This window comes from Candidatus Pantoea multigeneris (assembly GCF_011752615.1).
GTDB classification, from domain to species: Bacteria; Pseudomonadota; Gammaproteobacteria; order Enterobacterales; family Enterobacteriaceae; genus Pantoea; species Pantoea multigeneris.
The window spans coordinates 352,298-377,464 of record NZ_VWXF01000005.1 but is presented as its reverse complement, the minus strand read 5'-3'; the positions used below and the strand labels follow the sequence as shown (position 1 = coordinate 377,464).

Sequence of the window (25,167 nt, the reverse complement as noted above, 5' to 3'; positions counted from 1 at the left end):
AAAGCCCGCAGGAAAGCACGGCAACGATATTGTGATTTCTCGGAGGCTAGAGCATGATGAATAACGGTAATTGACTGATATTCAGGGGTTTATTGTGCATAAAAAAACAACAGGCGGGCAACATATCGCCACAGTTTTGCAATGGGTGCTTAACATTGGCTTGGTGATTTTAGCGATTATTCTAGTGGTCTTTCTTGGCAAAGAGACGATTCATCTGGCGACCGTACTGTTCAGTACCGGTGAGCAGGCGTCTTCTTATTTGCTGATTGAAGGCATTGTCATCTATTTTCTCTATTTCGAGTTTATCGCGCTGATTGTGAAGTATTTCCAGTCAGGCTATCACTTCCCGCTGCGCTATTTTGTCTACATCGGGATTACGGCGATTATCCGTCTGATCATTGTTGACCATAAAAATCCGTTCGATACGCTGTGCTACTCCTCAGCGATTCTGATTCTGGTGATCACTTTATGGTTGGCAAACAGCAATCGCTTAAAGCGCGAATAAGCACAGCCTCCCTGGCATCAGTAAGGTAAACTACTGCCCTTTGACCGATGCTAGGGATCAACGTTATGCCGCAAGATGCGCTAACGCTTCTGCATGCGCTGTGCTGGACAGGGTCGGCACAGCCTTCAACGTTTACACTTGACTGGTTGATGGAAGAAGACTCGATGACGCAACGTTTCGAGCGCCACTGCCAGCAGGTGACAGTACAGCCTTACCGGGAAGGGTTTATTACTTCCGCCGAACTCAGTGAAGAAGAACGGGCACAATTGCCGGATGAAGCGCGTTTCTGGCTGCGTGAAATCATCCTGTCAGGGGATGGCGTTCCGTGGTTGGCCGGGCGCACGCTGGTGCCTGAAAGCACACTGGATGGGCCAGAAGCCATGCTGAGCCAGATGGGGACACGGCCACTGGGGCGTTATCTGTTCTCGTCTTCGACACTCAGCCGCGACTTTATTACCATTGGTCAGATTGACGGGCTGTGGGGACGCCGTTCGCGCCTGCGACTGTCAGATAAACCGTTTCTGTTGACTGAGCTGTTTCTTCCCGCTGCGCCGGTCTACAGCCAGCTTTCCCAGGGTAAATAACTGTGCAATCAATTCTCTCCAAGACGAAACTACAGGCTTATAGCCGCCTGATGCGTATCAATAAACCCATTGGTACGCTGCTCCTGCTTTGGCCGACATTCTGGGCCTTGTGGCTCTCAGATATGGCGCATCCGCCGCTGCTGGTGTTCATTGTTTTCACTGCGGGCGTTTTCATCATGCGCGCCGCAGGCTGTGTGATAAACGATTTTGCTGACCGCAAAGTAGATGGGCATGTAAAACGCACGCATCAGCGCCCGTTGCCAAGTGGTGCGGTGAGTGCAAAGGAAGCTAAAGTCCTGTTTGTCGGGCTGGCGCTGGTGGCTTTTGCTCTGGTACTAACGATGAACCTGATGACGATTTTGCTCTCCGTCGTTGGGTTGGCACTGGCATGGACTTACCCGTTCATGAAGCGTTATACCCATTTACCACAGGTGGTGCTCGGTGCTGCTTTCGGCTGGGCCATTCCCATGGCGTGGGCGGCAGTAAGTGAGTCCTTACCTTTGGTTTGTTGGTTGGTGTTCCTGGCAAACATGTGTTGGACGGTTGCTTACGATACGATGTACGCGATGGTCGATCGTGATGATGACCTGAAAATCGGTATCAAATCCACGGCGATCCTGTTTGGCCGCTATGACAAGCTGATCGTTGGGCTATTACAGCTCGCAACCTTGTTGTTGATGGTGGCCGTCGGTATTTTGCAGCATCTGAACAGTGCTTTTTATTGGTCGCTACTGTTGGCGGCTGTGCTGTTTGTGCACCAGCAGAAACTGATTGCTCAGCGTGAGCGAGAAGCCTGTTTCCAGGCCTTCCTGAATAACAACTATGTCGGTATGGCGCTGTTTGTTGGCATTCTGCTCAGCACTGCACCGTTTAGCCACTGGTGGTAATGGCCAGAGGCGAATGAAAAAAGGGCAACCCAGTGGGTTGCCCTTTTTGTTGTACCACAGGCGATTATTCTTGCTCTGTGGCGTTCTCAATGGTTAAGCGTACATCGCTGGTGATCAGCTCTGCCAGAATCTGCCAGGTGGCTGCCGTTAGCGTGGCATCTGCATCGCCGCTATCGCTGATATAACCCTCATCACGCAGGGTCAGAACCAGGGTGGCAAATACGGCTTTATCAAAGAACTCTGGGGCGTTAATGCCGTGCAGGACCGACAGACGTTGTGCCAGAGTACGGCTCTCTTTCTCCAGCGTCCCGCGGTTGATCGTCGGTTTCGCACTGAGAATGGAGAACGTAATGGCATAGCGTTGCAGCGTTTCACGTACGCCGGAGGCCAGTAGTTGCAATGTCCGGTGGCGAGCCGCAACGACGCGAATCTGGCCCCCTTCAATGCTAACCAGTCCCTGTCGCGCCAGCTCCTGACACAGTGCAGCGATCACACCAGGCAAGGCTTCTTGATTCCAGCGCAGGAACAGTTCGCTTTTCATCATCGGATAGATGAGACGCACCTGGCGTAGCAATTCTGCCTCTTCCAACTGCGTATGCTGTTGCACAATCGCAGCGACTAATGAAGGCATGACCAGCATATGGTGGATATTGTTGCGATAGTAAGTCATTAAGACTGCCTGCTCGCGTGGCAAAATCACGATATCGCCAATGCTGTCTTTCTCAGTTTCAAACTTGTTCATGCCCATTGCATGTTCAAGCATCTGCTCTGCTGACATATCCGGTACTGTGGCTTCCGGCGAATAAGGCACGTTACGCAGCAGTTCAATGTAGCAGGTGAGCTGTTCCGTGAGCTGCTCGCGGGTAAGTGAGCGCTGACGGGAGGCCAGCAGTGCCGTGACACAGAGGTTCATAGCATTGGCTGCGCCTGCTTCATTGATGCGCACCATCAGCTTATCCGCGATGTCATTTACGGTAGGGGTTAACCATGCCGGACGCTGCGGTTCAATAGGATCGATAGCTTCACGCCATTCTGGCACGCGCTTATTGAGATAATTGACCAGCGGTAACGGCTCACCAAAGTTGACGTAGCCCTGGCCGAGATTACGCAGCTTGCGTAACCCGCGCACCATCTGCAAAAAGCCCTCTTTTTCTTTTACCGCGCCACGCAGTTCTTTGGCGTAAGTCCCGACTTCCATCACATGCTCATAACCGATGTAGATCGGAACCAGTGTGATAGGACGATTGCCGCCACGCAGCATGGCTTGCAGCGTCATAGCCAGCGTACCGGTTTTCGGATCAAGCAGACGGCCCGTGCGTGAGCGTCCTCCCTCAACGAAATACTCCACCGAGTAGCCGCGGCTGAACAGTTCACCCAGGTATTCACGGAACACTGTCGCGTAGAGCTTATTGCCCTTAAAGGTACGGCGAATAAAGAAGGCACCCAGGCGGCGGAAAATCGGGCCGGCTGGCCAGAAGTCCAGATTGACGCCAGCGGCGATGTGCGGCGGCACCAGGCCCTGGTGATAAATGACATACGAAAGCAGCAGGTAATCCATGTGGCTGCGGTGGCACGGCACATAGACAATTTCATGGCCGTCCTGCGCTAACTGCCGGACGCGCTCAGCACCATGCACGTTAATGCCTTGGTAGAGACGGCTCCATGTCCAGCTCATCACACGGTCAGTGAGTTTAATGGCTTCGTATGAGAAGTCAGCCGCGACTTCTTCCATCATTTCTACCGCATTTTGCTGCGCTTTCTCGTGGGAGATTTTTTTGCTACGCGCTTCATCTTCAACCGCTTTTTCAATCGCTTTCGACTGAAGTAGCTTATTGAACAGGTCCTGACGTGCAGGCAAACGCGGCCCAACTGCGGCCAGGCGCTGACGAGCAAAATGAATACGTGCAACGCGTGCCAGTTTATGGGCGATAGATTTATCCGTACCGTGCTGGTTAGCCATGTCGCGCAGCGAAACGGTAGGGGAGAAACGAACAAAGCTGTCTCGACCATGCCGAAGAATAGCGATAAGCTTCTGCAGGCCGTTAAGTACCTGTAAATACGGCGCTTCGTCACCAGGAACCTCGCGGCCTGGTGCGCGGCCAAACATCACAGTGACTGGCAGCATCTGCACGTCCAGTTCCTGATTGCTACGGTGCAGATCCAGGTAGTCGTGGAAGATTTTCACTGACTCCTGATTGGGCACGTAGTAAGGAAACAGCCGTGGTCCGTCATGAATAAATACATGGCGCGGTAGCACCACGCCGTCAATTTCCAGCGCTTCCAGCGGGTCAGGGAGATGGTGCTTCAGACACTGCGAACGCAGCGTCAGCAGGTCCGCCTTAGAATCATAAGGCAGCACATACATCACCGGACGACTGGGATCAATACCATGCTCGGAAACGGGATCTGTAGGGATAGACTTAGTTTTTACCAGCAAAGAGAGTGGTAAATTAAGTAATTTGTAATAGAGTTTACGCCAACCTGACATAGACAACATGAAGCCTCTTGTTAGCAAAGCGCCGCAAGCATAACAGAAAGCGCAGCGAAGATCTGTGGTGGCGCTATACGCAATCCACCCAGACAGTGACGTCAATATTTACAAAGGGTTCCACATTATGGCAAACACCAGTACGGGATTGATCCGTATTTTGCGCGCTGCGCGTTATTCCTGGCAGGGGTTGAATGCCGCCTGGCGACATGAAGCCGCATTCCGTCAGGAAAGTATCGTAGCGATTATCGCTATTATTATCACTTTCTGGCTGGATGTTGATCGGGTTTCCCGTATTTTACTCATCGGTTCCGTGGTGCTGGTCGTGATTATGGAGATCATTAACAGCGCCATTGAAGCCGTTGTTGACCGGGTAAGTGAAGAGCAACATCCCCTGGCAGGACGAGCCAAAGACCTGGGCTCAGCCGCCGTATTGGTCAGCATCCTACTGGCTGTTTTCGTCTGGGTCATGTTGCTTTGGCGCTAACTGCGATAGCGCTTCCAGAACCAGACAAATGGCTGTTTTTTCCTCTGTTTCGGTTCCCATTTATTAGATACCTGTATATACTCACAGCGACTGTATAAACAACCAGGGGGCGGGATGAAAGCGTTAACTACAAGGCAGCAGCAGGTCTATGATCTGATTCGCGACCATATCAACCAGACCGGTATGCCACCGACACGCGCAGAAATTGCCGCGCAGCTCGGGTTCCGCTCACCTAATGCGGCTGAAGAACACCTGAAAGCGCTGGCAAGGAAGGGCGTGATTGAAATCGTTTCCGGTGCATCGCGCGGCATTCGGTTACTTATGGAAGAAGAACAGCCTGAAGGCCTGCCGCTGATTGGACGGGTGGCTGCGGGTGAGCCTCTGTTAGCAGAAGAGCACATCGAAACGCACTATCAGGTCGATCCTGCGCTGTTTAAGCCTTCAGCGGACTTCCTGCTGCGCGTCAGTGGTATGTCAATGAAAGATATAGGTATTATGGATGGTGACCTGCTTGCCGTGCATAAAACCCAGGACGTGCACAACGGCCAGGTCGTCGTGGCGCGTATTGATGAAGAAGTGACCGTAAAGCGCTGGAAGAAGCAGGGCTCAATGGTGTATCTGCTCCCTGAGAACAGCGAATTCAAACCGATTGAAATCGACACTCGCGTACAATCACTGACGGTGGAAGGTCTTGCTGTTGGCATCGTGCGTAACGGTGAATGGATCTAATTCTCTCTGCTCCCTGATTTTCTCTCTGTTGCCGGCGTGTCTTTTCCTCCGGCAACATTGCTTCCTTGCCAAACAACGCCCTCAAAACCATGACACAGCTGATGCGTCTTTTTTCTGCCACTGACCAGCGACTCTGGCGGCTGGCATTACCAATGATTTTGTCCAATATCACCGTGCCGCTGCTTGGCTTAGTCGATACCGCAGTGATAGGGCACCTTAATAGCCCGATCTATCTGGGCGGTGTGGCGATAGGCACGACCATCACCAGCTTTATCTTTATGCTGCTGCTGTTTTTACGCATGAGCACCACCGGGCTGACGGCGCAGGCATTTGGCGCGGGCGATCGTGCGGCACTGGCGCGTGCGCTGATGCAGCCGCTCATGCTGGCTATCGTTGCTGGCGGACTGTTTATTCTGTGCCGTGAGCCCATCACGCAACTGGCGACGCATCTTATTGGCGGCGACGAGGCCGTACTGGAACAGGCGCGGATTTTCATTCATATCCGCTGGCTCAGTGCCCCCGCCACGCTAGCAAATTTGGTGATTCTCGGTTGGTTGCTGGGGGTGCAATATGCGCGAGCACCCGTCATTCTGTTGGTGGTTGGAAACCTGGTTAACCTGTTACTCGATCTCTGGCTGGTCGTCGGACTTGGCTGGCAGGTTGCGGGGGCGGCCACCGCTACCGCGGTCGCGGAGTATGTCACCTTTGCTCTGGGCATCGCACTGGTCTGGCGTGCATTGCGACAAAATCAGATTCCAGCTGCCCTGCTGTGGCAGGGATGGTGGCAGGATGTTTCGCGGCTACTCCGTTTAAACCGCGATATCATGCTGCGCTCTCTGCTACTGCAAATCTGCTTTGCTTCTCTTACCCTGATTGGCGCGCGAATGGGCGCTGAAATCGTGGCCGTGAATGCCGTATTACTGATGTTCCTCACCTTCACCGCCTATGCGTTAGACGGCTTTGCTTACGCGGTAGAAGCGGTATCTGGCCAGGCCTTCGGGGCTAAAGACAGCCAACAGTTGCTACTGGTGTGGCAAGCGGCCTGTCGTCAGGCGGGGATAGTCGCTGCGGCTTTCGCCATTATTTATTGGCTCCTGGGAGATGCCATTATCGCCCATTTGACTACGCTGCCGGGTTTACGTGAGTTAGCCCACCACTTTTTAGGGTGGCAAGCGATTATTCCGCTGGTGGGTGTCTGGTGTTACCTGCTGGATGGTGTTTTTGTCGGTGCAACGCGCGGCAGAGAGATGCGTAATAGCATGGCTCTGGCTGCGCTGGGCTTTATGCTGGCCGTATTACTGACGCCGTGGTTAGGGAACCATGCTCTGTGGCTGGCAATAACGGTTTTCCTCGGCTTGCGTGGTTTAACGCTGTGGATCATCTGGCGTCGGCTGTGGCAGCAGCAGCGTTGGTTCGTCCATTGATCGCCTGTGAACTAGGATAGTTCCCATTATTTCTACCTGTTCCGTATTCATCGCTATAATTAACTTAACTAACGGCAATTAGTCAGTGTTAATCACTACTTTTTACTGATTAATTAAGCGAAACGGCAACCATGACCAGGAGGTCAGTGATGAATAACGATCAAGTCAGTGGTAACTGGAAACAGTTCAAAGGCAAATTTAAGGAAAAATGGGGTAAGCTGACCGATGACGATCTCACCGTTATCGAAGGTAAACGTGAGCAGTTAGTGGGTAAAATTCAGGAACGTTATGGCTACGCCAAAGAACGGGCTGAAGAGGAAGTGAAGGACTGGGAATCTCACAATAGCGATTATCGCTGGTAAGCCTAGCGCTATTGATTGAACCCACAGGAACTAGCCCATTGGCTCATGGGCGGCCCGACACAAGGATGTGTATCAACTCTTTCTACCGCGCCTTTTTGGTTCGACCTGATGGTCATGATCGCAATGATCATGCTGATCGCAGGCATCGACTTCCGCACACTTCACACATAACCCATGTGCCTCAATCACGGTGTGTCGTAAGGTAAATTTCGCCTGCGACGCCAGCGACGTGATGATTTTCTCTACGCCTTGCGCCTGTTGCTCAGTCACCGCAGCACAGTTATCACACACCAGCATCACCGAGGTATGGGCGGGTGCTTCAAAGTGATGGCACACCACATAGCTGTTGTTTGATTCAACGCGATGAATAAACCCCTGCTCCAGCAAAAAGTCCAGCGCTCGATAAACAGTGGGCGGTTTTGCCTGCGGCTCACTGACACGGAGTTGATCCAGCAGATCGTAAGCACTGATCGAACCTTGCTGTTCCGCCATTAGACGCAACACTTCAGCACGCTGAGTGGTGAGGCGAACACCGCGCTGTAGGCAAAGTTTTTCCGCCTGGGTCATGATCTGTTCAGGCATCATCGTTGACATGGTTACTCTCCGCTGCAAATGAGACGTTATGTTATCACACAAATGTTTTTCGCGCTGAGCAGGATAAAGCTGTAATAAAAATGAAGTAACAGTATGAAAAGTACGCCTTAATTTTTGCTCTGAATCTCACCAGTAAATGCGTCAAAACCAGGCCGGTTAGCGTGTGATAAAAAATTGCGTTTTATTTGCATTCTTTACCTTTCTTGAATAATGTTTAGCGTGTCTTAAGATAAATCAGGTGCTGATGAACCCCTAAACCAGAATAGACGCCATTCACAATAAGAATATTCTGTATGTTTTTTGTTCAATCCTGCAAACAGCACTGCTGTTGGCTTTAAATTCACAGCAATAACACGCCGGTTAGCGTTCCAAAATGGACGCTATTACTCATGTTGGTTGTGAATTCTAAAGACACTTCGATGGTGGCAGGCAAATGGTAAAGAACATAATTTCGCGTCAGGTCCTGGGTTATTCAATTGCTCTTACTTCGCTGTTAGTCTCTTCTTCAGCTGTCGCCGCAGGGACATGGTATGACGCCCGCAATGATGCGATGGGCGGGGCAGGTGTTGCAGCTTCTCGTTATGGCTCGGCGGTGTTGGCTAACCCGGCTTTAATGACCAAAGCTAAACCGGAAGATGGCGTCAGTGTGATTCTTCCGTCCGTAGGCCTACAGGTTACTGATAAAGACAAAATGGTCGATAAGATCGATGACATCAGTAATACCGTGGATAATCTTCGCAGCACGATTAGCTCGCTGACCTTCGCCGATCTTCTGAGCGGGTATCCAGAGTTAAAAGCAGCGGCTGGCGATATGGCCAATAAGCTGAGCGATCTGCGCGGTAACCAGGTAAATGCCAATGGTGGCGCGGCGCTGGCCGTGACAGTTCCCAATGAGACGTTACCTTTCGCTTTTGTCACCAAAGCTTATGGCACCGTACATCTGCGCTCTAACATCAGCGAAGACGACATTACCTATCTGCGTGGTGTTTCAAACGGCACGATCATTCCTCTGCCTGGCGATCAGGATCGCTTGCTCTCCACCGGTAATGGTCTGGCCGCATTGGTCACGGATTATGGCGTAGCATTTGCCCGTCAGTTTAATGTCGCAGGACATGCCGTTTCCTTCGGTATTACGCCAAAAATGCAGCAGGTCTGGCTGTATAACTATACGACCAAGATTTACGAATTTGATAAGAGCAATGTCAGGAGTAGTGAGTACCGCAACTCACATACCGGCTTTAACCTGGATGTCGGGATGGCAACCAATATTGGCGATCACCTGACGTTCGGACTGACCGGACAGAACCTGATTGCACAAGATTATGATACTAAAGAGATCAGCGGTTACCGTGATACCTATCAAATCCGTCCGCTGGCGACGGCCGGTTTAGCCTGGGATCAGGGGCCATTTACCGTGACCGGTGATGTGGATCTCACCCCAACCAAGCGTTTCAAATCTCAGGAAGATAGCCAGTACATCGGCGTGGGTGCAGAGTACCGCCTGCTGAGCTGGATGCAGCTGCGTGCCGGTTATCGTGCGGATGTGAAAGGCACCGATGAGAATGTGTTCACCGCCGGTGTGGGCTTCTCTCCGTTTAACAACAAAGTGCATTTCGATGTCGCAGGCTCGGTGGGTAACAACAATACCGTGGGCGGAGTGGTGCAATTGGCCTTTAACTTCTGATTTTAACCTCTGACGTCGGCTGCCTGCGGGGCGGCTGACGGTCTGGCTTGTTTTGTGGTATCATCGCGCAGATTATCGTCAATCTATTCTGGAATATCTGCTGTTCATGAGCGCTACCTTCTCTTCGCAACGTTTTTCCATTGCTCCAATGCTCGACTGGACCGACCGTCACTGTCGCTATTTTCATCGCCAACTGACCGGTGAAACGTTGCTGTATACCGAAATGGTGACCACCGGTGCCATTATTCATGGCAAAGGCGATTACCTGGCCTACAGTGAGGCCGAGCAGCCCCTGGCGCTTCAGTTAGGGGGTAGCGATCCGGCTGCACTGGCACAGTGTGCAAAGTTGGCGGAACAGCGCGGCTACAATGAAGTTAACCTTAATGTGGGCTGTCCATCCGATCGGGTACAGAATGGCCGTTTTGGCGCCTGCCTGATGGCTGAAGCCACGTTGGTTGCCGACTGCATTAAAGCGATGCGTGATGTGGTATCGATCCCGGTAACAGTGAAAACCCGAATTGGCATTGATGATCTTGATAGCTACGAATTTCTGACCGATTTCGTCGGTACGGTGGCCGAGCGCGGCAATTGCGATACCTTTATTATCCATGCGCGTAAAGCCTGGCTTTCGGGTCTGAGTCCGAAAGAGAACCGCGAAATTCCACCGCTGGATTATCCGCGCGTGTACCAACTAAAACGTGATTTCCCACATCTGACCATGGCCATCAACGGTGGTGTTAAAACGCTGGAAGAGGCTAAGGTGCATTTGCAGCATCTTGATGGTGTGATGATGGGGCGCGAAGCGTACCAAAACCCCGGTCTCCTGGCAGATGTTGATCGTGAGCTGTTTGGCCGTGAAACGCTGAAGGTCGATACCGTGGCGGTGGTGCGTTCCATGTACCCTTATATTGAGACCGAACTGGCGAAAGGGACCTGGCTTGGCCACATTACACGCCATATGCTGGGCCTGTTCCAGGGTATCCCTGGCGCACGTCAGTGGCGACGTCATCTGAGTGAAAATGCACACAAGCCAGGCGCAGGGATCAGCGTAGTTGAAGCCGCACTGAAACTGGTCGCGGATAAGATTCCGCAGGAAGCATAATCACGCGCGATAAAAACCAGCCATTCGGCTGGTTTTTTTTACGCCATAAAATGGGCTTTTCCGCTAAATTCGCTAAGCTTCCATTCTCTATTTTGATACAAATCATCATCTTATGATGTTGGCATGTTTCTTGTAAGACATTGAAGAAATACTGTTCTGAGGATCAAAAATGGAAATCCTGTTCGTACTCGGTTTTTTCCTGATGTTACTGCTGACGGGCGTTTCGCTACTTGGGGTCATTGCGGCACTGGTGGTAGCGACGGTAGTGATGTTTGTCGGTGGGCTGTTTACTCTGGTGTTCAAACTTCTGCCCTGGTTGCTACTGGCGGTGGTCGCGGTATGGGCCTGGCGTTATTTTCAGCACGCTGACGACAGGAAGCTGGCGGCCTTGAGGCGTAAAATCAGTAGGTTAGATCGCAATAGCTGGCGTTAAATGCGGTTTGGATCACAGAGTGGAGGATTGCTCATGCGTTTTCCGCAATTAAACATATTTTTTCCTTATGTTTTCTGCGAGTATGAATTCAGTTGTGCAAACGAATTCATCGCCGCTGACCCTACACCCAGCGCGAACTATAAAAAAGAAGAAAGAAAGGGGCTTCCTACGGGAAGCCCCGTTTGCATTTAAGGGATCAGTAAACAGGAGCCGGTGGTGGCACGGCTTTCCAGCAGTTTGTGTGCCTGAGCCGCATCACTCAGGGCAAATTTTTGCTGGTCTGGCACATCGGCGTGAACAGCCCCGCTGGCAATCAGGGTAAACAGCTCGCTGCTGGCGCTGGTCAGCTCTTCAAGGTTAGTGATGTAGCCAAACAGCGAAGGGCGTGTCACAAACAGCGAACCCTTTCTATTCAGAATGCCCAGGTCGACACCGGTCACCGGACCGGAAGCGTTACCAAAACTCACCATCAACCCCTTACGGCGTAGGCTATCCAGCGAGGCTTCCCAGGTATCTTTGCCCACGGAGTCATACACCACAGACACTTTTTTGCCTTCGGTGAATTCACCCACGCGCTGAGCAATATTTTCTTCACGATAGTTGATGGTCTGCCAGGCACCATTTTCTTTTGCCAACTGCGCTTTTTCCGCTGAGCCGACAGTTCCAATCAGATGCGCACCCAGCGCTTTGGCCCACTGGCAAGCGATCAATCCAACACCCCCTGCGGCGGCATGGAACAAAAAGGTCTCGCCCGGTTGCACCACATAGGTTTGACGCAGCAAATATTGCACCGTCAGGCCTTTCAGAAACAGCGCTGCTGCCTGCTCAAAGGAGATGGAATCCGGTAACGCCACCAAGCGATCCGCGGCAACGTTATGCAGCTCACTGTAGGCACCCAGCGCCGACTGGCCATACACCACCCGATCGCCTGGCTTAAATCGGGTCACGCCTTTCCCGACTTTCTTTACCACGCCGGCGGCTTCGGTACCTAGCCCAGAGGGGAAGGTGGCCGTGGGATACAGGCCGCTACGGATATAGGTATCGATGTAGTTAATGCCAATGGCACGGTTCTCAATCTGGACTTCCTGTTCGGCGGGATCTGCGACTTCGACATCGACCCATTGCAGCACATCGGGCGTGCCATTCTGGTTAAACTGAATACGCTTTGCCATGCTGGCTCCTTTAAAGGTGTATCCTGGGGTATACTGGTGCGTCCCCCTTTAAGATCGGTATTGCACTCACTATGGCAGGAAATAAACCCTTCAACAAATCGAACGAACCGCGCGACCAACAGCTGGAAGGCGTGAAAATGCCACCGCATTCGCTGGAAGCGGAGCAATCGGTGCTGGGCGGGTTGATGCTGGACAACGAACGTTGGGACAGCGTTTCCGAGCGTGTTGTGGCGCAGGATTTCTATAACCGCGCACACCGTCTGATCTTCTCTGAAATGCAGCGCCTGCTGGAAGACAGCCAGCCTATCGACCTCATCACCTTGTCCGAATCGCTGGAAACCCGTGGTGAGCTGGAGATGGCGGGCGGCTTTGGCTATTTGGCTGAACTGGCAAAAAATACGCCAAGTGCAGCTAACATCGGCGCTTATGCAGACATCGTGCGTGAACGTGCGGTTGTACGTGAAATGATCGTGGTGGCTAATCAGATTGCGGATGCCGGATTTGATCCGCAAGGCCGCAGCAGTGAAGAGCTGCTGGATTTCGCGGAATCCAACGTCTTTAAAATCGCAGAGCAGCGCGCCAATAAAGACGATGGCCCAAAAAATATCGAACAGATCCTTGAAGCCACGGTATCGCGTATCGAGTCGCTTTACCAAACGCCTCATGATGGCGTTACCGGTGTTGATACGGGTTATCAGGATCTGAACAAAAAGACCGCCGGTTTGCAGCGATCGGATCTGATCATTGTCGCGGCGCGTCCATCAATGGGTAAAACCACTTTCGCCATGAACCTGTGCGAAAACGCAGCGATGCTTCAGGATAAACCAGTGTTGATCTTCAGCCTGGAGATGCCCAGCGAGCAAATTATGATGCGTATGCTGGCTTCGCTGTCACGCGTCGATCAAACCAGAATTCGTACCGGCCAGTTGGATGATGAAGACTGGTCACGTATTTCAGGCACGATGGGCATCTTGCTGGAGAAAAAGAACATCTATATTGATGACTCTTCCGGCCTGACGCCAACTGAAGTCCGTTCACGTGCGCGACGCATTTTCCGTGAAAATGATGGGCTCAGTATGATCATGATCGACTACCTTCAGCTGATGCGTGTGCCATCGCTTTCTGACAACCGTACGCTAGAAATTGCCGAGATCTCGCGCTCATTAAAAGCGTTGGCGAAAGAGCTGAATGTGCCGGTAGTTGCCCTCTCGCAGCTTAACCGCTCACTGGAGCAGCGAGCTGATAAGCGACCGGTTAACTCCGATCTGCGTGAATCAGGCTCTATCGAGCAGGATGCCGATTTGATCATGTTTATCTATCGCGATGAGGTTTACCACGAAAACAGCGATCTGAAAGGGATTGCGGAGATTATTCTGGGTAAACAGCGTAACGGCCCGATCGGTACTGTCCGTTTGACCTTCAATGGTCAGTGGTCGCGTTTTGATAACTATGCCGGACCGCAGTACGACGATGAGTAACGATGCACGATTCGTGCATCAGTATCACGGCATTACGAAATAGTGTTGGACAACCACGCTACTTCTCAGGTTATCTGTTACCAGTGCCCGACTACGCGCTGGAAGCGAAATGACCCAAGTTGATGATTACGATTTAAAAATACTGACACTCCTTCAGGCCAATGGCCGTTTGACCAACCAGGAACTCAGCGATTTAGTGGGGCTGTCCGCCTCACAATGTTCGCGTCGCCGGATTAATCTTGAGCAGGCAAATCTGATTCTTGGCTATCATGCCCGCCTGTCACCGGAAGCGGTAGGGTTGGGTATGGTGGGCTTAATCGAAGTCCGCCTCATTAATCACACGGCAGAGTACGTCGAAAGCTTCCACAGTATGGTGGAGCGAGAATCCGCGATTGTGGATGCCTTTAAAACCACCGGCGATGCTGATTACCTGCTGAAAGTGGCGGTCGCCGATCTTGCTTCGCTAAGCGCCTTGATCAGCCAATTGTTGGCGGGTCATCAGAGCGTAGCGCATGTCAAAACATCCGTGGTGTTAGGCCGTTTGAAAGAGAATGGATTAGTGATGTCATAAGCGCACAAAATGCGCCAAAAATGTGCGCTCTGTGCTAATGTGGTGCGGTTTTTATAAAATGAATGCAAAAAACAAGCGTGAAATTCCTGATTAATGCGTGATTTGCCGGTTTTAATGGCGAGTTGCATAAAAAAAACATTTTAAAGTGTGTTAATTATCAATGGGATAAACGCGAACGCCACGACTTCAGCAGCATGATGCTGAGTGTGTGGTGCGTTTTTTGCATCTTAGCCGCATCATTTTGCACTGAGACAAGACCATGGATAACGTTGTACAACAACCTGCACAAATCCCACATTCGCGTATAGAAGATGCATTAGCCATCGTCATGGGAACCTTAATGGTCTCCTTTGGCGTGATGTTGATGAAACAGGCTGGCGCATTGACCGGCAGCACCGCCGGGATCGCGTTTCTTATCAGCTATGTTTCCCCGCTCTCCTTTGGTAGCGCATTTTTCCTGATTAACCTGCCATTCTACTGGCTGGCGGTGAAGCGTATGGGCTGGGAATTCACCATCAAAACCTTCTGTGCCGTTGCGCTGGTGTCACTGTTTACGCACCTGCACCCGATGTACATGCATTTCTCTACGCTAAATCCGATCTACGCCACATTGTTCGGTAACGTCATCACCGGGATTGGGTTTATAGTGTTGTTTCGCCACAAGGCTAGCCTCGGCGGCGTCAATATTCTGGCGCTCTGGCTACAGGATCGCATTGGTTTACGTGCTGGCAAATTGCAAATGGGGATCGACACCTGTGTGGTGTTAGCATCGTTGTTTGTGGTTAGCTGGCAGATGCTTATCGTCTCTATCGCTGGCGCGGTGATCCTGAATCTGATCATCGCCATGAACCATCGCCCAGGACGTTATACGGTCTGATAGTGGCAATTTACTAAAATATTACGAACAATCATGGAGATCTGTACCGTGTTTCAAAACGTTGATGCCTATGCAGGCGATCCAATTCTGTCGCTGATGGAAGCCTTCAAACAAGACCCGCGTGCTAACAAAGTAAACCTGAGCATCGGTCTGTATTATGACGAAGAGGGCATCATTCCTCAGCTGCAGGCGGTTGCCGCAGCGGAAGAACAACTGCACGCTGAGCCACAGCAGGCATCACTGTATCTGCCAATGGAAGGTCTGGTCTCTTATCGTAACGCGATTGCTCCACTGCTGTTTGGCAGCGACCACGCGATGCTGAAAGCGGGCCGTATTGCCTCTATCCAGACGCTGGGTGGTTCAGGTGCACTGAAAGTGGGTGCGGATTTCCTGAAGCGCTACTTCCCGCAATCTGGCGTTTGGGTCAGCGATCCAACCTGGGATAACCACATTGCCATCTTCAACGGTGCAGGCCTCGAAGTGCAAACCTACCCATGGTATGACGCAGAAACCAAAGGCGTGAATTTCGCTGCCTTTATCAGCAAGCTGAAAACCTTGCCAAAACAGAGCATCGTGCTGCTGCACCCGTGCTGCCACAACCCAACCGGCGCAGACCTGACTAACGCCCAGTGGGATGAAGTGACTGAAGTGCTGAAAGCACAGGAGCTGATTCCGTTCCTGGATATCGCTTATCAGGGCTTTGGTGAAGGCATGGAAGAAGATGCGTATGCGATTCGCGCCATTGCTAGCGCGGGCCTGCCAGCCTTCGTAAGCAACTCATTCTCGAAAATCTTCTCTCTCTACGGTGAGCGCGTCGGTGGTCTTTCCATCGTCTGTGCAGATGCCGAAGAAGCTAACCGCGTGTTGGGCCAGCTGAAAGCCACCGTACGTCGTAACTACTCTAGCCCACCGAACTTTGGTGCGCAGGTTGTGGCGCGCGTGTTGAACGATGATGCCCTGAAAGCAAGCTGGCTGGCAGAAGTTGAAGAGATGCGCACCCGCATCATCGCGATGCGTCATGAGCTGGTTAAAGTACTGAGCGAAGCATTGCCAGGCAAAAACTTTGAGTACCTGCTCCAGCAGCGCGGTATGTTCAGCTACACCGGCCTGAGCAAAGAGCAGGTTGATCGTCTGCGTAATGAATTCGGCATTTATCTGGTTGGCAGTGGCCGTATTTGCGTCGCTGGCCTGAACAGCAACAACGTTCATCAGGTCGCTGAAGCTTTTGCTGCCGTGATGTAATTGTTACCTCGCAGTAACTGAAAACCGCCGTCTTTGTACGGCGGTTTTTTTATTGTTGTTAACAGCCAATTGAGAAACAGCAGAGAAGGTCACACTTCATCCTTAAGCGAAGGGAAACGGGTAAAGTCTTGTATTTATGTCTATCGGCTGCTTCATAGAGTTGACGGGTAAGAACAGGCGCAACCGACGCCGTCATCCTATGAGGAACTTTTTATGCCCGTATCTTCTCTCTGCAATAGTCGTCTGCCACAGCTTAAACCCCTCACTTTGATACTGGCTGTTGTGCTAAGCGCGCCAGCTTATAGCCAGGTTTTGACGCGTGATAATGGTTCACCGGTGGGAGACAACCAGAACTCGCAAACCGCAGGCGACACTGGCCCCGTTCTGCTGCAGGACTCACAGCTGATTCAGAAGTTGCAGCGCTTCGACCGGGAAAGAATCCCCGAGCGGGTCGTGCATGCTCGTGGCACAGGTGCGCATGGTGAGTTCACAGCCAGTAAGGATATTAGTGGGTTGACCGTAGCCGGCGTGTTCAAGCCCGGAACGGTAACGCCGGTGTTTGTCCGCTTCTCATCGGTCGTTCATGGTTTGCATTCACCTGAAACGCTGCGCGATCCTCGCGGCTTCGCAACCAAGTTCTATACGGCTGAAGGTAACTGGGACCTGGTATCGAATAACCTGCCAGTCTTCTTTATTCGTGATGCGATTAAGTTCCCGGACATGGTACATGCGTTTAAGCCCGATCCGCGCACGAATCTGGGGAATGATGCGCGTCGGTTTGACTTCTTTTCCCACGTTCCCGAATCCACTCATGGTCTGACACGGCTCTACTCTAATATGGGAACGCCAGCGAGCTATCGGCAGATGGACGGTAACAGTGTGCATGCTTATAAGTTCATCAATGCCAAGGGCGAAGTACATTACGTGAAGTTTCGCTGGAAAACGCTACAGGGAGAAAAAAACCTCGACCCTAAACAAGTAGCAGAGATTCAGGGCACCACCTTCAGTCATATGACGGAAGACCTGGTTGCAGCGATCAACGAGAAAAAATTCCCTAAATGGGATCTCTATATTCAAACCATTAAAGCCAGCGAGCTGGATAAGTTCGATTTTAATCCGCTAGATGCCACTAAAACCTGGCCGGGTATTGCGGAAGTCAAAGTCGGGCAGTTAGTGCTTAATCGCAACACGGCTAACTATTTCCAGGAGACTGAACAGGTCGCCATGTCACCGTCTAACCTGGTACCCGGTATTGAACCCTCTGAAGATCGCCTGCTACAGGGGCGGCTCTTTGCCTACGCGGATACTCAAATCTATCGGGTTGGCACCAACGGCCTCTCCTTGCCGATCAACGCACCTAAAGTTGCAGTGAACAATGGCAATCAGGATGGGGCCATGAATGGCGCAGTGACTGATACGCAAGGTGTGAATTATCAACCCAGCCGCAGTTATCCACGCGAAGAACTGGCAAGCGCACGCTATAGCCAACTGGCGATTTCCGGGCACACCCAGCAGAAAGTGATTCATAAACCACAAAACTTCAAACAGGCCGGTGAGCTGTATCGCTCTTTCAATGAAAAAGAGCGGGCCGATCTGATTGGATCACTCGGCAGTTCATTAGCGACCGCAGACAGTACCAGTCGTCAGATCATGTTGTCTTACTTCTATAAAGCGGACAAGGAGTATGGTGAGCGGCTAGCGCGCGTGACGGAAGATGACATTAAAACCATCGCGGCAATGGCAGAAAAACTCGAAGATTAACCGGTAGATAATGCGGCGGTGGGTTGAACCGTCGCATTAATTTTATCGGCGGGTTTACCTTTTTCTGTGTTGCTGCACACTTAAGCGAGGTGATGCAAACAGGAAAAATCTATGTGGCTTCAAACCCATTTCAGTCTTAGCCCTAAATCGCGCGGTTTTCATCTGGTGACGGATGAAATTGTCAGCCAGCTACCGCATCTGGCACGGGTAAAAACCGGGCTGCTCCATCTGCTGCTCCAGCACACGTCTGCTTCTTTAACGCTGAATGAAAATTGTGATCCCACGGTACGCAGCGATATGGAACAACATTTTTTGCGCCACGTCCCAGAAAATGCGCCCTATGAGCACGATTATGAGGGGCGGGATGATATGCCTGCACACATCAAGTCTTCCCTGCTAGGCGTTTCACTGTGCTTGCCGGTCAGTCGGGGCAAGCTACAGCTGGGCACCTGGCAAGGCATTTGGTTAGGTGAACATCGTATTCGTGGCGGAGCACGGCGCATTGTGGCAACGCTGCAAGGAGAAGAAGAATGACGCTTTCGGATTTACTTTCGTACTGTATGACGAAACCTGGGGCAGAACAGCAGGTACACAACGACTGGAAAGCCACGCAAATTCAGTATGATGGCATATTGTTTGCCATGGTACATGAAGTGGAAGGCCGTCCGGCTGTATCGCTGAAATCGACCCAAGCCCTAGCCGATCTGCTCCGGGAACAGCACAGCGATGTGCTTCCCAGCCAGCGTTTAAATAAGGCGCACTGGAGTACAGTCTATCTGGATGGATCGTTAAAAGATTCTCAGCTCTACGCGCTGGCAGAAGCGTCATATCAGCAGGCGGTGGCGGCTAAAGAGGCGGAACTGCGGGCAGGTCAGTGACCCGCCCGCCGGGGATTAATTACGAAGTGAATCGAGATCGATCACGAAGCGGTATTTCACATCGCTTTTCAGCATGCGCTCGTAGGCTTCATTGATTTGCTGCATATCAATCAGCTCAATATCTGACACGATATTGTGCTGGCCGCAGAAATCCAGCATCTCTTGTGTTTCCGCGATGCCACCAATCAGCGAGCCTGCAATGCTGCGGCGTTTGAAGATCAGGTTAAACACCTGCGGTGCTGGGTGATCGTGCTCTGGTGCCCCCACCAGCGTCATGTTGCCATCCAGTTTCAGCAGGGTGATAAACGGGTTCAGGTCATGCTGTGCTGCAACCGTATTCAGGATAAAGTCAAAGCTGTTGGCATGAGCCGCCATCTGATCGGCATCTTTAGAGATAACCACTTCATCTGCGCCCAGACGTTTACCATCTTCGATTTTGCCCGGCGAAGTGGTGAACAACACAACATGCGCGCCCATCGCATGGGCAATTTTCACGCCCATATGACCGAGGCCACCCAGTCCAACGATACCCACTTTTTTACCTGGGCCAACGTTCCAGTGACGCAGCGGTGAGTAGGTGGTGATACCAGCACACAGCAGGGGAGCTACACCCGCGAGGTCAAGATTCTCCGGGACACGCAGCACGAAGTTTTCATCGACCACGATAGAAGTGGAGTAGCCGCCGAAGGTGATAGCGCCCGTTTCGCGATCTTCACCGTTATAGGTGCCGACAAAGCCATTCTCGCAGTACTGCTCCAGTCCCTGAGCGCAGCTTGGACAGCTACGGCAAGAGTCGACCATACAGCCAACGCCCACCAGATCGCCCACTTTATATTTACCGGTATGTGCACCTACAGCGGTAACACGACCGACAATTTCATGGCCTGGCACTACAGGGAAAATGGTGTTCTTCCACTCATTGCGAGCCTGGTGGAGATCGGAGTGGCAGACGCCACAGAATAACACTTCAATTTGTACATCATGGGCGCGCAGTTCACGCGGCTTGTAGTCAAACGGTACCAGCGCAGATTTAGCATCCTGGGCGGCATAGGCGTGCGAAATATTCATGGTGTCTCCAGTTTGATGTGTCGTGAGTATCTTCGAAGAGTAGGCGGTGAGAGATCACCGCAAAACGCGGCAACGCCAGTAGCGTGCCAAAGGGGAACAGGAGAAAGGATAGTCACTGAGCGGCATAGCGTATATGCCTGTATGTGTCGAAATCTTGCCTGTTTCTCCACACCTGCGGGGAAACAGGCGAGAAGAAACAGGTACAGGAGAACGGTTTACGCTTTGTTCAGCAGCGGTTTGAGGAAGCGTGCCGTGTGCGACTGCTCACACTCAGCAACGGTTTCCGGTGTGCCAGCCACCAGGATTTGGCCGCCGCCGCTGCCGCCTTCTGGGCCGAGATCGACAATCCAGTCTGCGGTTTTGATTACATCGAGGTTGTGCTCAATCACCACGATGGTATTACCCTGATCGCGCAGCTGATGAAGGACTTCCAGCAGTTGCTGAATATCGGCAAAGTGCAGGCCGGTGGTCGGTTCATCCAGAATATAGATGGTCTGACCGGTGCCGCGTTTCGACAGTTCACGCGCCAGCTTCACACGCTGTGCTTCACCGCCGGAAAGCGTCGTGGCGGACTGCCCGAGGCGAATATACGACAGGCCCACGTCAATCAGCGTTTGCAACTTACGCGCCAGTGCTGGCACTACGTCGAAGAACTCGCGTGCTTCTTCAATCGTCATCTCCAGCACTTCGTGAATGCTTTTGCCTTTGTATTTGATCTCCAGCGTTTCACGGTTATAGCGTTTGCCTTTGCACTGATCGCAGGGAACGTAGATATCTGGCAGGAAGTGCATTTCCACTTTCAGCACGCCATCACCCTGACAGGCTTCACAACGCCCGCCGCGCACGTTAAAGCTGAAACGCCCTGGGTTATAACCGCGCGAACGTGATTCAGGCACACCGGCAAACAGCTCACGCACCGGGGTGAAAATGCCGGTATAGGTGGCGGGGTTGGAGCGTGGTGTACGGCCAATCGGGCTTTGGTCGATATCGATGACCTTGTCAAAGTGTTCCAGCCCGGAGACTTCGCGATACGGAGCCGGTTCGCTGTTCACTGCGCCATTAAGCTGGCGCTGAGCGATCGGGAACAGCGTATCGTTGATCAAGGTCGATTTGCCTGAACCGGAGACACCGGTAATGCAGGTAAACAGGCCGACAGGCAGCGTCAGAGTGACATCTTTGAGGTTGTTACCCCGCGCGCCGCTCAGCTTCAACACTTTGCTCGGATCACCTTTAACGCGCTCCTGGGGAACCGCGATCTCGCGCTTGCCGCTGAGGAACTGACCCGTCAGTGAAGCCTCTTGCGCCATAATTTCATGCACCGTACCTTCTGCGACGATTTGCCCGCCGTGCACACCGGCACCTGGGCCAATATCAATCACATGGTCTGCGGCGCGAATGGCATCTTCATCATGTTCCACGACGATCACGGTATTGCCGAGGTTACGCAGGTGAATCAGGGTTTCCAGCAGGCGTTCGTTATCGCGCTGGTGCAGGCCAATCGATGGCTCATCCAGCACATACATGACGCCCACTAAGCCAGCCCCAATCTGGCTGGCGAGGCGAATACGCTGCGCTTCGCCGCCGGAGAGGGTTTCTGCCGAGCGGGACATTGATAGATAGTTCAGGCCCACATTGACCAGGAAGCTCAGGCGATCGCCAATCTCTTTCAGGACTTTTTCGGCAATTTTGGCGCGTTGTCCGCTGAGTTTCAGGTTGCGGAAGAAGTCCATTGCATGGCCGATGCTCATATCTGAAATCGTCGGCAGCGTGGTGTTCTCGACAAACACATGGCGCGCTTCACGACGCAGACGTGTGCCTTCGCAACTGGTGCAGGAGCGGTTGCTGATGTATTTCGCCAGATCTTCGCGAACGGCGGCAGACTCAGTCTCTTTGTAACGGCGCTCCATGTTATGCAGCACGCCTTCAAACGGATGGCGTCTGACCGAGGTATCGCCGCGATCGTTGATGTATTTGAACTCGATGCTCTCTTTGCCTGAGCCGTACAAAATCACCTGTTGGGTTTTATCGTCGAGGCTGTTGAACGGCGCTTCGACGTCAAAATTGAGGTGCTCAGACAGTGAGCGCAGCATCTGGAAATAGTAAAAGTTCCGGCGATCCCAGCCGCGAATCGCGCCGCCAGCCAGCGAAAGCTCTGGGTTTTGTACCACGCGATCGGGATCGAAATATTGTTGCACGCCAAGCCCGTCACAGGTTGGGCAAGCACCGGCTGGGTTGTTGAAGGAGAACAGGCGAGGTTCCAGTTCACGCATGCTGTAGCCGCAAACCGGGCAGGCAAAGTTGGCCGAAAACAGCAGTTCTTCTGCTTCTTTGTCGTCCATATCGGCCACAATCGCGGTGCCACCAGACAGCTCCAGCGCCGTTTCGAAAGATTCGGCCAGGCGGGTTGCCAGATCGTCACGCACTTTGAAACGATCAATCACCACTTCAATGGTGTGTTTCTTTTGCAGTTCTAGCTTAGGGGGATCGGAGAGATCGCACACTTCGCCGTCGATCCTGGCGCGAATGTAGCCCTGAGACGCCAGATTCTCCAGCGTCTTGGTGTGTTCACCTTTACGATCTTTCACCACCGGTGCCAGCAACATCAGGCGACGGCCTTCATCCTGCTCCAGGACCTGATCGACCATCTGGCTGACCGTCTGTGCGGCTAACGTGACGTCGTGGTCCGGGCAGCGCGGTTCCCCCACGCGTGCAAACAGCAGGCGCAGGTAATCGTGAATTTCAGTGATGGTGCCCACGGTTGAACGTGGGTTGTGCGACGTGGATTTCTGTTCGATGGAAATGGCAGGAGAAAGCCCTTCGATGTGGTCTACATCGGGTTTTTCCATCAGCGACAGAAACTGACGCGCATACGCAGAGAGCGATTCTACGTAACGGCGCTGGCCTTCAGCGTACAGGGTATCGAAGGCGAGCGAGGATTTTCCTGAGCCAGACAGACCGGTGATCACAATCAGTTTGTCACGCGGAATGGTCAGGTTAATGTTTTTCAAATTATGGGTGCGAGCACCGCGAACTTCGATCTTATCCATTCACATTTCCCGGATTAGCAACACTCGCCATGCCTTGCTGACATGACCAGCAGAACGCATCATTATGGCACAAAAAAAAAGCTGAATAAATATCCAGTACTCTTTGCAATTTGGTGACAAACCAGGCGAAAATGGAACCCTGCTCGGAAAGTGGGAACTCCACGTGTGACGTGGTAGAATTCACGGTTTAGACTTTAAGCATCAACTCATCGGGAGACACCAACATGGCCAGTCGTGGCGTTAACAAAGTGATTCTAGTCGGGAATCTGGGTCAGGATCCGGAAGTACGTTACATGCCAAATGGTGGCGCGGTGGCGAACATTACGCTGGCAACGTCAGAAAGCTGGCGTGACAAGCAAACCGGTGAGAACAAAGAGATCACCGAATGGCACCGTGTTGTGCTGTTTGGCAAGTTAGCCGAAGTAGCCGGTGAATACCTGCGTAAAGGCTCTCAGGTTTACATTGAAGGCCAGCTGCGTACCCGCAAATGGCAGGACCAGAGCGGTCAGGAAAAATACACCACCGAAGTCGTGGTTAACGTTGGCGGCACCATGCAGATGCTGGGCGGACGTCAGCAGGGTGGTAACGCAGGCGCTCCAATGGGCGGCGGTCAGGGCCAGAGCAACAACAACAACGGTTGGGGCCAGCCACAGCAGCCACAGGGCGGCAACCAGTTCAGCGGCGGCGCGCAGTCTCGTCCGCAGCCACAACAGCAGAGTGCCCCGGCGAATAACGAACCGCCGATGGACTTTGATGACGACATTCCATTCTGAGTGGAATAAAGCCACCGCGTTAAATCATACTTGATGTAATGTTTTAACTGGTTGTCTTTCAAAGAAAAAGCAATTTAGAGCCCTGCGAGTGTGCAACATTCGCAGGGCTTTTTTATTTTCCGCTGCCTGCATAAATGTTTATTGCGCGAGTGCTGTAAAAGCGAGGACTGCGATTTCAAACAATGTGCTGCGCTACAGCCTGTGGACTCTGCGTCAGTAGCCGGGAGGTAACATAAAAATTACCATCAAAGCGAGGGCACTCCTCAACATTAAGTGAGGATTAGCGCGCGCTTAAAGGAAAAAATGTGTGCCTGGGTAGCGCTGGCTGCGTGCTGTTTATCACCGGAAGCGAGTGCATTGATAATCTCGTTATGCTCATCAATCACTTCATCAATATGGTCACGATTAGACAGGGTCGTTGCCCAGAAACGTTGGGTCTGAGCATGTATGACGCTAAGAATGTCTGAGAGACGGCGATTGCCTGCGATATCAGCCAGCACCTGATGAAACTCGCGGTCTAATAACATCATTTTTTCGCGGTTACGTGACTTACCTGCCAGAGCAATTTGCTGATTCAGGTCACGCAGTTGTTGAATGTGTGACTCGCTGGCTTTCTGGCTGGCAAGCTCAGCACAGAGCGTCTCGTTTACCAATCGCACCTCAATCAATTCCAGCGCATCGTCAATCGACAGAGGGGCAACCATTACGCCTTTACGTGGAATGATCTGCAACAGCCCCTCGGTTGCCAGACGGTGAATCGCCTGGTTGATGGGGGTACGTCCCATTTCTAAATCATCCATGACTTGAGCAGTATTTAAATATTCCCCGGGCTTGTAACGCAGGGTGGTCAGCCGGTATCTGAACGCCAGATAGGCCTGTTCATTTAACGAAAGACTCTTCTCTGGGTTGGCCGGGTTCACACTTTCAGTAACTGACTCACTCATCACGACATTCCTTTTTTTGCCTGTGAGACATATTACACAAAAAAGTGGCATGAAAATCGCTAGTTTGAAATCACTGT

Annotated in this window: 24 protein-coding genes; 18 read left to right on the top strand and 6 right to left on the bottom strand. The window is 52.2% G+C overall.

All coding sequences use genetic code 11. The annotated features are described in order from the left end of the window. The first annotated feature begins 94 nt into the window (after positions 1-94). The 3 genes from psiE to ubiA all read left to right on the top strand — a co-directional run bounded on the left by psiE (position 95) and on the right by ubiA (position 1,976). Entirely contained in the window at positions 95-505 is a 411-nt protein-coding gene (gene psiE, locus F3J40_RS14485; protein WP_017347265.1) for a phosphate-starvation-inducible protein PsiE, read from the top strand. Between the two features lie 65 nt (positions 506-570). Beyond that, positions 571-1,089: a chorismate lyase gene (ubiC, locus tag F3J40_RS14480; protein ID WP_167015635.1), complete on the top strand. Its 519-nt coding sequence runs from the start codon at positions 571-573 to the stop codon at positions 1,087-1,089. A 2-nt stretch (positions 1,090-1,091) separates the two neighbouring features. Then, the gene (ubiA, locus tag F3J40_RS14475; RefSeq protein WP_167015633.1) at positions 1,092-1,976 is read left to right on the top strand and encodes a 4-hydroxybenzoate octaprenyltransferase; all 885 of its coding nucleotides are present in this window, start codon (positions 1,092-1,094) and stop codon (positions 1,974-1,976) included. A gap of 64 nt (positions 1,977-2,040) precedes the next feature. Here the strand turns inward: ubiA and plsB are convergent, their stop codons facing one another. Then, the gene (plsB, locus tag F3J40_RS14470; protein WP_167015699.1) at positions 2,041-4,464 is read right to left on the bottom strand and encodes a glycerol-3-phosphate 1-O-acyltransferase PlsB; all 2,424 of its coding nucleotides are present in this window, start codon (positions 4,462-4,464) and stop codon (positions 2,041-2,043) included. A gap of 127 nt (positions 4,465-4,591) precedes the next feature. On the opposite strand from plsB, the gene F3J40_RS14465 reads away from it, so the two are divergent. The 4 genes from F3J40_RS14465 (at position 4,592) to F3J40_RS14450 (ending at position 7,466) form a co-directional block, all read left to right on the top strand. Next, positions 4,592-4,951, top strand: a complete 360-nt coding sequence (locus tag F3J40_RS14465; protein WP_017347269.1) for a diacylglycerol kinase — start codon at positions 4,592-4,594, stop codon at positions 4,949-4,951. Positions 4,952-5,065: 114 nt separating this feature from the next. Beyond that, positions 5,066-5,680: a transcriptional repressor LexA gene (gene lexA, locus F3J40_RS14460; RefSeq protein ID WP_026042543.1), complete on the top strand. Its 615-nt coding sequence runs from the start codon at positions 5,066-5,068 to the stop codon at positions 5,678-5,680. A 101-nt stretch (positions 5,681-5,781) separates the two neighbouring features. Continuing rightward, positions 5,782-7,104, top strand: a complete 1,323-nt coding sequence (gene dinF / locus F3J40_RS14455; RefSeq protein ID WP_167015631.1) for an MATE family efflux transporter DinF — start codon at positions 5,782-5,784, stop codon at positions 7,102-7,104. A gap of 149 nt (positions 7,105-7,253) precedes the next feature. Next, the gene (locus F3J40_RS14450) at positions 7,254-7,466 is read left to right on the top strand and encodes a CsbD family protein (RefSeq protein ID WP_017347271.1); all 213 of its coding nucleotides are present in this window, start codon (positions 7,254-7,256) and stop codon (positions 7,464-7,466) included. Between the two features lie 72 nt (positions 7,467-7,538). On the opposite strand, the gene zur is transcribed toward F3J40_RS14450, so the two are convergent. Further along, entirely contained in the window at positions 7,539-8,060 is a 522-nt protein-coding gene (gene zur, locus F3J40_RS14445; protein WP_167015629.1) for a zinc uptake transcriptional repressor Zur, read from the bottom strand. A gap of 433 nt (positions 8,061-8,493) precedes the next feature. On the opposite strand from zur, the gene F3J40_RS14440 reads away from it, so the two are divergent. The 3 genes from F3J40_RS14440 to pspG all read left to right on the top strand — a co-directional run bounded on the left by F3J40_RS14440 (position 8,494) and on the right by pspG (position 11,279). After that, positions 8,494-9,744 carry a conjugal transfer protein TraF gene (locus tag F3J40_RS14440; RefSeq protein ID WP_167015627.1) on the top strand — a complete coding sequence of 417 codons (1,251 nt, stop codon included), beginning with the start codon at positions 8,494-8,496 and terminating at the stop codon, positions 9,742-9,744. Between the two features lie 106 nt (positions 9,745-9,850). Continuing rightward, positions 9,851-10,846, top strand: a complete 996-nt coding sequence (dusA, locus tag F3J40_RS14435) for a tRNA dihydrouridine(20/20a) synthase DusA (protein ID WP_167015697.1) — start codon at positions 9,851-9,853, stop codon at positions 10,844-10,846. 169 nt (positions 10,847-11,015) lie between these two features. Further along, positions 11,016-11,279: an envelope stress response protein PspG gene (pspG, locus tag F3J40_RS14430; RefSeq protein ID WP_167015625.1), complete on the top strand. Its 264-nt coding sequence runs from the start codon at positions 11,016-11,018 to the stop codon at positions 11,277-11,279. A 188-nt stretch (positions 11,280-11,467) separates the two neighbouring features. Here the strand turns inward: pspG and F3J40_RS14425 are convergent, their stop codons facing one another. Beyond that, positions 11,468-12,451, bottom strand: a complete 984-nt coding sequence (locus F3J40_RS14425; RefSeq protein ID WP_167015623.1) for a quinone oxidoreductase — start codon at positions 12,449-12,451, stop codon at positions 11,468-11,470. A 71-nt stretch (positions 12,452-12,522) separates the two neighbouring features. Between F3J40_RS14425 and dnaB the strand changes: the two genes are divergently transcribed. The 7 genes from dnaB (at position 12,523) to F3J40_RS14390 (ending at position 19,258) form a co-directional block, all read left to right on the top strand. After that, complete coding sequence (gene dnaB, locus F3J40_RS14420) at positions 12,523-13,929, top strand: replicative DNA helicase (protein ID WP_017347278.1); 1,407 nt, start codon at positions 12,523-12,525, stop codon at positions 13,927-13,929. A 109-nt stretch (positions 13,930-14,038) separates the two neighbouring features. Further along, a complete protein-coding gene (locus F3J40_RS14415) occupies positions 14,039-14,500 on the top strand; it encodes an Lrp/AsnC family transcriptional regulator (RefSeq protein WP_017347279.1) in 462 nt (153 codons plus the stop codon). Positions 14,501-14,759: 259 nt separating this feature from the next. Then, positions 14,760-15,377 (top strand): YitT family protein, encoded by a 618-nt coding sequence (locus F3J40_RS14410; RefSeq protein WP_017347280.1) that lies wholly within the window; start codon positions 14,760-14,762, stop codon positions 15,375-15,377. 48 nt (positions 15,378-15,425) lie between these two features. Then, the gene (locus F3J40_RS14405) at positions 15,426-16,619 is read left to right on the top strand and encodes an amino acid aminotransferase (RefSeq protein ID WP_167015621.1); all 1,194 of its coding nucleotides are present in this window, start codon (positions 15,426-15,428) and stop codon (positions 16,617-16,619) included. Positions 16,620-16,832: 213 nt separating this feature from the next. Then, the gene (locus F3J40_RS14400) at positions 16,833-18,380 is read left to right on the top strand and encodes a catalase (protein WP_240155467.1); all 1,548 of its coding nucleotides are present in this window, start codon (positions 16,833-16,835) and stop codon (positions 18,378-18,380) included. Positions 18,381-18,491: 111 nt separating this feature from the next. Next, positions 18,492-18,914 (top strand): secondary thiamine-phosphate synthase enzyme YjbQ, encoded by a 423-nt coding sequence (locus F3J40_RS14395; protein WP_167015619.1) that lies wholly within the window; start codon positions 18,492-18,494, stop codon positions 18,912-18,914. Beyond that, complete coding sequence (locus F3J40_RS14390) at positions 18,911-19,258, top strand: MmcQ/YjbR family DNA-binding protein (RefSeq protein ID WP_017347284.1); 348 nt, start codon at positions 18,911-18,913, stop codon at positions 19,256-19,258. The genes F3J40_RS14395 and F3J40_RS14390 overlap by 4 nt, the downstream gene beginning before the upstream one ends. A gap of 15 nt (positions 19,259-19,273) precedes the next feature. Here the strand turns inward: F3J40_RS14390 and F3J40_RS14385 are convergent, their stop codons facing one another. Next, complete coding sequence (locus F3J40_RS14385; RefSeq protein WP_167015617.1) at positions 19,274-20,326, bottom strand: NAD(P)-dependent alcohol dehydrogenase; 1,053 nt, start codon at positions 20,324-20,326, stop codon at positions 19,274-19,276. 215 nt (positions 20,327-20,541) lie between these two features. Beyond that, a complete protein-coding gene (uvrA, locus tag F3J40_RS14380; RefSeq protein WP_017347286.1) occupies positions 20,542-23,373 on the bottom strand; it encodes an excinuclease ABC subunit UvrA in 2,832 nt (943 codons plus the stop codon). A gap of 224 nt (positions 23,374-23,597) precedes the next feature. Here uvrA and ssb1 point away from each other — a divergent pair, with 224 nt between their 5' ends. After that, entirely contained in the window at positions 23,598-24,146 is a 549-nt protein-coding gene (gene ssb1 / locus F3J40_RS14375; RefSeq protein WP_017347287.1) for a single-stranded DNA-binding protein SSB1, read from the top strand. Between the two features lie 269 nt (positions 24,147-24,415). On the opposite strand, the gene F3J40_RS14370 is transcribed toward ssb1, so the two are convergent. Next, the gene (locus F3J40_RS14370; protein ID WP_017347288.1) at positions 24,416-25,090 is read right to left on the bottom strand and encodes a GntR family transcriptional regulator; all 675 of its coding nucleotides are present in this window, start codon (positions 25,088-25,090) and stop codon (positions 24,416-24,418) included. Positions 25,091-25,167: the final 77 nt, after the last annotated feature.

Excerpts from the sequence above, each read along its gene's own strand:
- ubiC (WP_167015635.1), top strand. The coding sequence starts at position 571 with ATGCCGCAAGATGCGCTAACGCTTCTGCATGCGCTGTGCTGGACAGGG.
- plsB (WP_167015699.1), bottom strand. The coding sequence starts at position 4,464 with ATGTCAGGTTGGCGTAAACTCTATTACAAATTACTTAATTTACCACTC.
- F3J40_RS14465 (WP_017347269.1), top strand. The coding sequence starts at position 4,592 with ATGGCAAACACCAGTACGGGATTGATCCGTATTTTGCGCGCTGCGCGT.
- lexA (WP_026042543.1), top strand. The coding sequence starts at position 5,066 with ATGAAAGCGTTAACTACAAGGCAGCAGCAGGTCTATGATCTGATTCGC.
- dinF (WP_167015631.1), top strand. The coding sequence starts at position 5,782 with ATGCGTCTTTTTTCTGCCACTGACCAGCGACTCTGGCGGCTGGCATTA.
- F3J40_RS14450 (WP_017347271.1), top strand. The coding sequence starts at position 7,254 with ATGAATAACGATCAAGTCAGTGGTAACTGGAAACAGTTCAAAGGCAAA.
- zur (WP_167015629.1), bottom strand. The coding sequence starts at position 8,060 with ATGTCAACGATGATGCCTGAACAGATCATGACCCAGGCGGAAAAACTT.
- F3J40_RS14440 (WP_167015627.1), top strand. The coding sequence starts at position 8,494 with ATGGTAAAGAACATAATTTCGCGTCAGGTCCTGGGTTATTCAATTGCT.
- dusA (WP_167015697.1), top strand. The coding sequence starts at position 9,851 with ATGAGCGCTACCTTCTCTTCGCAACGTTTTTCCATTGCTCCAATGCTC.
- pspG (WP_167015625.1), top strand. The coding sequence starts at position 11,016 with ATGGAAATCCTGTTCGTACTCGGTTTTTTCCTGATGTTACTGCTGACG.
- F3J40_RS14425 (WP_167015623.1), bottom strand. The coding sequence starts at position 12,451 with ATGGCAAAGCGTATTCAGTTTAACCAGAATGGCACGCCCGATGTGCTG.
- dnaB (WP_017347278.1), top strand. The coding sequence starts at position 12,523 with ATGGCAGGAAATAAACCCTTCAACAAATCGAACGAACCGCGCGACCAA.
- F3J40_RS14415 (WP_017347279.1), top strand. The coding sequence starts at position 14,039 with ATGACCCAAGTTGATGATTACGATTTAAAAATACTGACACTCCTTCAG.
- F3J40_RS14410 (WP_017347280.1), top strand. The coding sequence starts at position 14,760 with ATGGATAACGTTGTACAACAACCTGCACAAATCCCACATTCGCGTATA.
- F3J40_RS14400 (WP_240155467.1), top strand. The coding sequence starts at position 16,833 with ATGCCCGTATCTTCTCTCTGCAATAGTCGTCTGCCACAGCTTAAACCC.
- F3J40_RS14395 (WP_167015619.1), top strand. The coding sequence starts at position 18,492 with ATGTGGCTTCAAACCCATTTCAGTCTTAGCCCTAAATCGCGCGGTTTT.
- F3J40_RS14390 (WP_017347284.1), top strand. The coding sequence starts at position 18,911 with ATGACGCTTTCGGATTTACTTTCGTACTGTATGACGAAACCTGGGGCA.
- F3J40_RS14385 (WP_167015617.1), bottom strand. The coding sequence starts at position 20,326 with ATGAATATTTCGCACGCCTATGCCGCCCAGGATGCTAAATCTGCGCTG.
- uvrA (WP_017347286.1), bottom strand. The coding sequence starts at position 23,373 with ATGGATAAGATCGAAGTTCGCGGTGCTCGCACCCATAATTTGAAAAAC.
- ssb1 (WP_017347287.1), top strand. The coding sequence starts at position 23,598 with ATGGCCAGTCGTGGCGTTAACAAAGTGATTCTAGTCGGGAATCTGGGT.
- F3J40_RS14370 (WP_017347288.1), bottom strand. The coding sequence starts at position 25,090 with ATGAGTGAGTCAGTTACTGAAAGTGTGAACCCGGCCAACCCAGAGAAG.